Raw genomic sequence first — 8,211 nt, 5'->3', positions numbered from 1 at the left:
GGCTAATATAGATAGTCCTTTCCTAACGGGCAACCCCCGCACTGTATGGCCCCCTGCTACTGACAGTATAGCTCGAGTAGACTGGGTTAACCAAACTATATCAAATAGCTTCAGCCAGGCGGGCCCCCCAGTAGGTTCTATAATCATGTGGGCGGCATGGGGCTACCCTACTAATTGGATACCACTGGATGGGCGCGAGATCAGCAGGGCAGATTACCCAACGCTATTCGCGATGATAGGTACTGCATACGGTAATGGTAATGGTTCTACTACCTTCAACCTCCCTAATATGCAGGCCCGCTTCCCCTTAATGATAGGTAATGGTCGAACTCAGGGATGGCTGGGTGGTGAGGAGAATGTTACTCTCAGTGTTAACCAGATGCCTAATCACGGTCACGGAGTTAATGACCCTGGGCACAATCATATAATCAGCGACAATGGCCACGAGCATAATACGGAAACTCACAGACACCGGCACGATTTCCTAACCCATACAGAAGGTGACAAAGAAGCAACACGTCAACCTAAGAGTGGTAGCGGTGAGGACCGCCCCACAGGAACCCGTCAGACTTTTGAGGCTGATATTAACATTCGAGTACTCCGATCTAATGCTAACATTGGAATCAATCCCAGTGGAGCTAATATCACTATACAAGGAACTGGGGCCGGCCAAGCACACAATAACATGCCGCCATTCATGGCTGTCGTATTCCTAATACGCGCACGTTAACGACTCAAGAACTCATCTCGACCATTCTCAACTACGCGTATAACGTGAGTAAGGTCGAATAGTGGATTAGCCTCAGCTATACTATTGGCCCACTCATTAGCTATCACACGATAGTTGATATGGCCCCCTACTCGAGAGCGAAGCTGACATACATAGGCCATATGCTTATGAGAACCACCTATACAGTATCGTATATTATGGGCTAGTGGTATACGGTACTGTATGGCGGGGCCATCTAGTGTCTCGTAATATTTATCCAGCATCTCCCTATAACGCTCAGCTATAGGGAGATCCTCTACATAAAGTGGTAGAGTATAACCAGTATCTCCTCGTAATAGCTCTACATTAGTTAGAGCAGGAAAGTACCGCCATATACTGCGGTGACGGTTGAAGTCGCGGGCCGCACCCACATCCATATAACCACTCATGTACATATGCGGTGCATTGAACTGAGTAGGTAATCTATCGTAATGCCGCCACTTAGTCAACTCCTCTTGCAGCGTAGCTAATAGTCTTCTATTAGTAGATAGGACTAGGGCCGGTCGATACAGATCATTCTGGAGTAATAGGGCGAGGTTACCGACGATATCGCAGTCTTGCTCCTGTACAATTACTAGCTTTGAGCGATAATAGTCATCTCCCACGTTAACAGTGAGAGATGACTGAGCTGCCCGCGCCATATTACCTAGACTAGCGCTTAGGTCATGCCGTGCCTCTGCATGACGTATGAGACCAGGGGCACCTGCCACGTAGCCCTGGGCCTCTAGCTCAGGACAACCACCCAGTAGTTGCTTCAGCATGTGCCCAATAGCACTGTACAACTCATCGGGCCCCGAGTTAATTTGATTACTCAGTAGGTCACTGATGAATCGACTCCACGTCTCGGCATCCGATGTGATACCCAGACTAGTGCGCGCTCCCATAGGTAATAGATACCGCGTACAGTCCAGCGTACGAGCATCGAGTGCCTGTACCTGGCGTTTATCACTCATGTTTACGCTGTAAGCGCGGGCCAGCGCCTCTCGAGTGGGCTCATAGAGCTCCTCATACGCGCTGAATAGATAGTCCATTGACTCGTCATAGGACTCATCACCGACTCTATAGTAATCCCCCATCTTCTGATAACGAGTACTGCGCTCTTGCCCTGCCCCTAGAGGCATAGTATTGAACAGATAGAACGCAAACCATAGAGGAATACCTTCAAAGCACACCGATAACGTGGCCAGGCCCTGTACACTACCGTGACCATAATTATAGAATATATTATGAAGACGTTTATCCGCATCTACTCCCCGCGCCTCATTGAGTAGATTCTCTACTGACTCAGCGCTGCGAGAATATCGTGCCATAGTATAGGCTATAGTGGCCTCATACCTCTGCCCTGGGCGGGCCACAGGACAGAATACCTTAATATTGCGCTCAGTATCAGTAATACAGGCAAGCCCTAATTGACTATCATAATTATAATTCACCTACAAAGTCCTCGTGAATAAATATAAAACTAGAAGCACTTAAACACTAACTTAAGAATGTACTTAAAGGCATTAATTAATCTGAAGGATGCCCCATTAAACATGAATGCACCACATAATGATAAGGCCTACACTATTCACCTAGCTCCGCACACTCTGGTTAAGGAAGCTCTGCCGCAGGTCACTGATTTCCTATGGCAGAACACGTTTAGTCTGATTCTATTTATTATAATCTTTATTGGGCGATGGATATTCCGCAATCAGATAGAGCGCAGGTACGCTATACAAGATCTGATACGCCATGTTAGCACTATAGATAAAGACATTTATATCCTTGATCTACTCAACCAGATACGGATTACAACGGCGGCCGATAGAGTCTTACTCCACCAGTTCCATAATCCTGGTCGCAGTATATCTGGTCTTAAGTTCCTCAAGATGACGTGTACTCATGAGAGTCTGGCCCCCGGTATTAGCAGTATAGCTAATCTCTATAGACAGGTATTAATTAGCGACCATTGCTATGACCTACCTACTCTAGTGCAACACGCTAGTACCCGATCCTTTATGAAGACTGATGCTAACTCTATACTACTTAGCTTTAAGCAGCGGGCTCATCTAGATATAATAGGAGTGCGACATTTATATCAGCAACTATTATTGGATGATGATAGCCCTATAGCTCTCATTAGCGTCCACTTCATAGGGGAGGGGGGTACAGCTATGGATACCACGCAGGTGAATGATATAGTTAATATAGTGACCTATAATCTACTAATCACCTAATGGACGCTGCTGTTTCTTCTCAGCGAGCCGCTGTTGGGCCTTCAGTCCGCCCCGACGACCTATCTCTCTCATGTGCTCTTTATTCTGAGCTGTCTTCTCACCACCGCGGCGCCCCATACTAGACGCTGTATCTGAATTAAACTTAGCCATAGTTATCTAATTAATGTGATTAGGTAGGTGGCCAGAATTAAATATAGGATAAGTGTAGGTTGGGCTTCATGTCAGCCCAACACTCGTGTAAGCTAATTGCTAACCTATCATACAAATAATTGTGCGCCCTACCTAATTAAATTACTATGACTGTGAGCGTGACATTATGTAGGCGACTTCCTAATTAGGCTCACTAAGTGCCGAGCCAGTTGTTATTTATCGCCTAGTCCTTCAGTTTTGAGATTAATAGAAGTTGATGGATTAGTCGGTGGACTAACTAATAATTGAGTAATTGATGGTACGAGGTCTGCGATAGCCTGCCACGCGTGATAGAGGCCCAACACGCAGAGTACATCGCCGATGCCCAACACCCCCGCTGCGTAAACGAGGCGGCCAATAATAACCGCCAGACTATAGACCAATAACAAGCCGATAGTTACAAGCAGTGTACGGAACTGCACCTTGCCGAGTTTTTCCAATAGATAATTGATGAAATTCATAACAGTCATAGTCAATAAATTGTAATTGTGGTTTAAGGGAACAGTATTATTCTACAAGCTCGTACGCGGCTTCTAGTTGCGATTCTACTAACTTAGCACATTCCAGTTGCTTTAACTTCTTCGCTATGTATAGTTGACCTCTAGCCGTTATAACAGTAACGCTATCGAAGATACCAGACTGATGGGGGCGCTCTTTGCGGAACACCTCTGCTCTGGCAGCTAATATATGTCGCTGATAAGGTAATCGATTTGGCTTCATCATAATAAAGCGAATGTCACGCAACATATCGAAGAACGTTGTACGACCTACACCATAAGCTTTAGCCAAATCTCCTATTAGGACAGCATCAGTGTCTCTGACTGTCAACGTCTCTGCTAATTTAACCAGTGGGGCTTGCTCTTCTAATGTAGTATTAACTTGTTCTAAGGTGACATTAGTTTGTTCTAATTCTAAGGCCAGGCGCCCCGCTTTGAGTAAGGCCTCACCATAAGTAGTAGGTATCTTGAAATCACTAACAGAATAGCGGCCAGTCTTGCGAATGGTAGGTAGTACTTCTTGTACTACCCAGTCTTGAAATAACTCTGCCTGTGGTTTGCGGCTGCTGAGTACTAATCTATATAAGCCAGATTCTGAAATGGCTGATATATATTGATTTGAGACTGACCCTAAGTATTGTTTAGGGTCAACTAATTGTTTTTCATACACCTTTAACCGAAGTAGAGCTACTGACGTATTAGTGTGTTCGAGAACAGCGCAAACGTCGGCTGCTATAAACCAGGGTTCATTATCAATGATTATAACGCGGATTTCTTGGTTGTTAAAGTTAAAGGTAGATAATTGAGTCTGGGTGCATCTCATTTTTGATCCTGTTGTTGTTGATAATGATCAAAGTTTTGGGCTAAATCTTTTGGTAGTTTTGCCCATTCTTCATTGGGAATTTTAGCAGAAAGTCGAGCCGCTAATTTCCAGATTGGTTCTGCATTATAGTCAAATTTAATATTCGCTAAAGAGAAACTCTCGATAGGTGTTTGATTATTCATATGCTTTGTGCTTTGCAAGCAATGGCCTTTACCATTACTGGTGATGCCATACCTAATATATATTTACTCGGTAATGGATAAGTTTAAGAAGATTAAATGTTGCACAATAAGTTAATAACCCCGCGTTCCGTGCGGGGTTATCGGTAACAACGTACGCGACTAGACTAAAGCCTTAACCAAATGAGGCACGTTTCTTCTAACGCTACTTGCATCCTGTATCGCAGACGCAATGGGGTTAAGGCGCATAGTATTACGCGCGGAGTTCACATTCTCTGTGGATATGAATTGACAGGTAGAGTCCATGATATGAGCTGCTGTTAGATAACAGCCTAGGAAGGCGCCTGTATCAATCATAGCGCGGTTATTAATTAGTAGCGGGCGCTTAGTAGTGACATGACCATTAACAACTAATGGCCAGTTCGGCTGGCCATTGAAGTACGGATATAGTATTTCATCTACGCTGGTATTCTGCTTATTGGCCTGACCTCGAATACTAGGTAGGTGAATCTGTTTCTGTATAGAGACAGGGTCAGACTTACCCACATACTTATAGTCGCAAGGAGAGTGGTGAACAGCAGAGGTACGACTACGGGATACGAGGTAGGGCACACTCTGCCTATAAATCTCCCTAAACATATTACGCTGCATGCGATTAGTCCTAGCTGTAGTGAGATAATCGAAGTAGCGACTAATAGGCTTCACATCATCTATGTGCTGCATAATATATAGTTCGTGATTACCTAGTACGACCTTGAAGTCAGGGTGACCTAGGTTAGAGTACACGAATCTAATAACGTCAGCAGAGCTGGGGCCCTTATTCACTAGGTCTCCATTGAGCACTAATTGCATAGGGTAATAAGTAATCTCATCCCCTGCAAATAAGAAGCCCGCCTTTCTAAGTAGCGCACGCAGATGGCCGTAACAACCATGAATATCCCCTACTACTAGGGCCTCATCATTCATAGTGTAGTGGGGCACTTGCTCTACACTAAGCGCTATATCTTCCTGTCGTTCTATCAGGTGGCTGAGCTCAGCTCCTACGCTGCTCTCGGCATTGAATAGTATTTCTCCTACGCCGTAGTGATGGCAGCCCGCCAGCACTATAACCTGATCGGCCTCTTCTTGATTCTTAATTTCTACTAGCACGTGGTGCGCTGAGAGAGAGCTAGGATACGATATCGTATTCTCTAGTAGATGAGGGCTCTCTACATAAAGAGCCCCTACTTCCTGAGCGGCCCTCATTAATATCTTCTTCTTTTGTGTGTATGGCCTCACAACCATATATACGGTGTGAGCCTTCATGTTAATCATAGCTGTACTCCAGTTGTGTAATTGATCTTGTGTACCACAGAAAGTCGCCTGATAGTGAGGTTAATATTAATTTGACTAACGCCCCCGGCCGACTGCACACTTAACGCTTTTTCAAAATAAAGCTCATATTTCTCCAAGGCTTTTGCCAATTTTGACTCCACTAGCCTCTCAGCATAAAATTCGGCAGTTTGAGTAACTAGAGATATATAAGCAGATTTACTAATTTTGCCTGTAGTATATAAGCGCCTAGAATAAGACAAAAAGCCTTTCAAGAAATGTTTATCTATCTCCTCAATCTTGCCAGAGTCTTTGCCTGACAATGAATCTAGGTGTTGGCGAAAAGCCTCTCCCTGCGTAAGCAAATCATAATATGCGAATTTTGACTGAGCCTCACAGAACACTTTTTCTAACAATAATTTCCTTTTGTCTTCAGAAGACATAATGATTCCTTTCATTCTCGCTAGGTTCTCCGATTTTACAAGATCATTTTCTTCAGCATCTTGCTTTGTAGAATTAGGTGTAAGAGGAAATTGAGGATTAAATCGATGAACAAACCACTGTTCTCCTAAAACAAAATCCCCTTGACACCATGTTTATAACTCATTGTTAATGAGATCAATCTGTTTACTTTCCACTGCGATTTTGACCACTCCTCAATGTTTTAGCAGGTCTAGAACGTCCAACATCATGATGAATAGAATCTTGTAAAGCATCAATTAATATCTCCGGTGGTAAAGGTCTACGAAGCTCACTCTCCTCCTCAGACAAGGGTGTTAATTGCGGTCTTTTGGGTGGATTACCACGCCCAAGATTATCTCTTACTTTATCATATTCTCCTGATATTAATTGGTCTAAAGGCAGTTCCCCATCAGCATTAGGCTTCAATAATAACTTACGGTTAAGACTTGCACTTCCTCGATCAATATATCTAATCACTCTCAGTAATCTATTTAATTTCTCCTCATTGTCACTAACTAGAGGCTGTCCACTTACCCAAAAATGAATGCTTTGACGTGAAACATTAAATAGTTTGGCAACTTGCTCCCAGGTCAGTCCACTGATTTTTCTGAGTTCATTAATCGTCTTTTGACTATCTTGAAAAAGATAAGGATTGTGCTTTAATTTTCTTTTATCTTCAGAAGACACAATGATCCCTCCCATTATCGCTAGGTTATTTAGTACTAAAGAACTGTTTAGTGACAGTAATTCTTATTTTAATACCTCAAGGCCCGGGACAACTTAAAGCTGCGACTCTTTTGTCAAGGGGCTTTGAGGATAAGGGTAGATGCTACCAATTAAGCGATTACTAACGTATAGATATAGATAGTTATCAATATGTCTAGGAACATTATCTACATTGTACATAATTACGCACAATATATAAGATAACATAGCATAGTCGCTCTTCTTAATACGAGGCTCTATATCTGGGTACCTATGGTATATTTCTTGCATGGCTTTAGTCACAGTTTGCATATCTAACAAATCAAGCAATATTAATTGATGGGTTGTGTAGCCCATTGTATCAATAATCTTAATACCGTGGATGCTCTTTCTAACTATTTTATAATTAGAAGTTTCGTCAGGCCTGATTAAATAATCAATAGCCTGTATGTGTTTCATAGTAATGTGCCAAGTAATGTATTGATGCTCTCAATGGTGCAGCTGAGAGCACCGGCCACCTAATTTTTGTAAGTCTGTTGGCACTAAGTTAAATTCCTTTCTGCTACAGAGTCCTTTCAGCACTGCACACCACCCGAAAACCGTAAAGGAAGCTGCGGCTGTAGCGGCGGGCGTCGATGTTGCGGTGAGCAGAACGGCAGCGATACGGAAAGGTGTACCAAGCCCCGCCCCGCATAGGAGAACGATTATTATTACCATTTTCTATCCAGACACTGCCATCCGTCGGCGCCCCGTCATAGTTATCGTGCCAAGTATCGGCGCACCATTCCCAGACATTGCCGTACATATCGTACAGTCCAAAAGCGTTTGGGGGAAATTGTCCCACGGGAGTTGTTTCGTTTCGATATTCCTCGACGTAGGTTTTGTTGGCATTGTAGTTAGCCAATCCCCCCGTAATGGTTTCCCCAAAGTAGAATGGGGTGGTGGTTCCAGCACGACAAGCGTACTCCCATTCCGCCTCACTTGGTAGTCGATACTCCCGTTTTGTTTCTCTTGATAGTCGTTTACAAAATTCCGTTGCTTGATACCAGTTGACACT

General features: G+C 43.7%; 9 protein-coding genes. 1 reads left to right on the top strand and 8 read right to left on the bottom strand.

Annotated features, from left to right (window positions below; genetic code table 11):
- The first annotated feature begins 145 nt into the window (after positions 1-145).
- The gene (locus tag IM507_RS23555; RefSeq protein WP_353847876.1) at positions 146-730 is read left to right on the top strand and encodes a phage tail protein; all 585 of its coding nucleotides are present in this window, start codon (positions 146-148) and stop codon (positions 728-730) included.
- Here IM507_RS23555 and IM507_RS23550 read toward each other — a convergent pair.
- The 8 genes from IM507_RS23550 to IM507_RS13700 form a co-directional block, all read right to left on the bottom strand.
- The gene (locus tag IM507_RS23550) at positions 727-2,079 is read right to left on the bottom strand and encodes an FAD-dependent thymidylate synthase (RefSeq protein WP_353847875.1); all 1,353 of its coding nucleotides are present in this window, start codon (positions 2,077-2,079) and stop codon (positions 727-729) included. The two genes, IM507_RS23555 and IM507_RS23550, sit on opposite strands and share 4 nt — an antisense overlap.
- Before the next feature lie 1,271 nt (positions 2,080-3,350).
- Positions 3,351-3,647 (bottom strand): hypothetical protein, encoded by a 297-nt coding sequence (locus IM507_RS13730; protein ID WP_287637213.1) that lies wholly within the window; start codon positions 3,645-3,647, stop codon positions 3,351-3,353.
- A 37-nt stretch (positions 3,648-3,684) separates the two neighbouring features.
- Positions 3,685-4,497, bottom strand: coding sequence for a phage antirepressor KilAC domain-containing protein (locus tag IM507_RS13725; RefSeq protein WP_287637212.1), 813 nt, complete (start codon positions 4,495-4,497; stop codon positions 3,685-3,687).
- The gene (locus tag IM507_RS13720) at positions 4,494-4,679 is read right to left on the bottom strand and encodes a hypothetical protein (RefSeq protein ID WP_287637211.1); all 186 of its coding nucleotides are present in this window, start codon (positions 4,677-4,679) and stop codon (positions 4,494-4,496) included. The genes IM507_RS13725 and IM507_RS13720 overlap by 4 nt, the downstream gene beginning before the upstream one ends.
- Before the next feature lie 159 nt (positions 4,680-4,838).
- Positions 4,839-5,990, bottom strand: a complete 1,152-nt coding sequence (locus IM507_RS13715; protein WP_287637210.1) for a metallophosphoesterase — start codon at positions 5,988-5,990, stop codon at positions 4,839-4,841.
- Positions 5,987-6,430, bottom strand: a complete 444-nt coding sequence (locus IM507_RS13710; protein ID WP_287637209.1) for a hypothetical protein — start codon at positions 6,428-6,430, stop codon at positions 5,987-5,989. Before IM507_RS13710 ends, IM507_RS13715 begins: the two co-directional genes overlap by 4 nt.
- A 184-nt stretch (positions 6,431-6,614) precedes the next feature.
- Positions 6,615-7,136: a helix-turn-helix domain-containing protein gene (locus IM507_RS13705; protein ID WP_287637208.1), complete on the bottom strand. Its 522-nt coding sequence runs from the start codon at positions 7,134-7,136 to the stop codon at positions 6,615-6,617.
- A gap of 580 nt (positions 7,137-7,716) precedes the next feature.
- Positions 7,717-8,211: formylglycine-generating enzyme family protein (locus IM507_RS13700; protein ID WP_287637207.1), on the bottom strand; the 495-nt coding region annotated here is incomplete at its 5' end.

Origin of the sequence: Microcystis sp. M20BS1 (assembly GCF_020245305.1) — a bacterium.
In the GTDB taxonomy this organism is placed as follows: Bacteria; Cyanobacteriota; Cyanobacteriia; order Cyanobacteriales; family Microcystaceae; genus Microcystis; species Microcystis ichthyoblabe_A.
The sequence above is the reverse complement of the archived record's forward strand: the minus strand, read 5'-3'. Positions and strand labels throughout refer to the sequence as shown.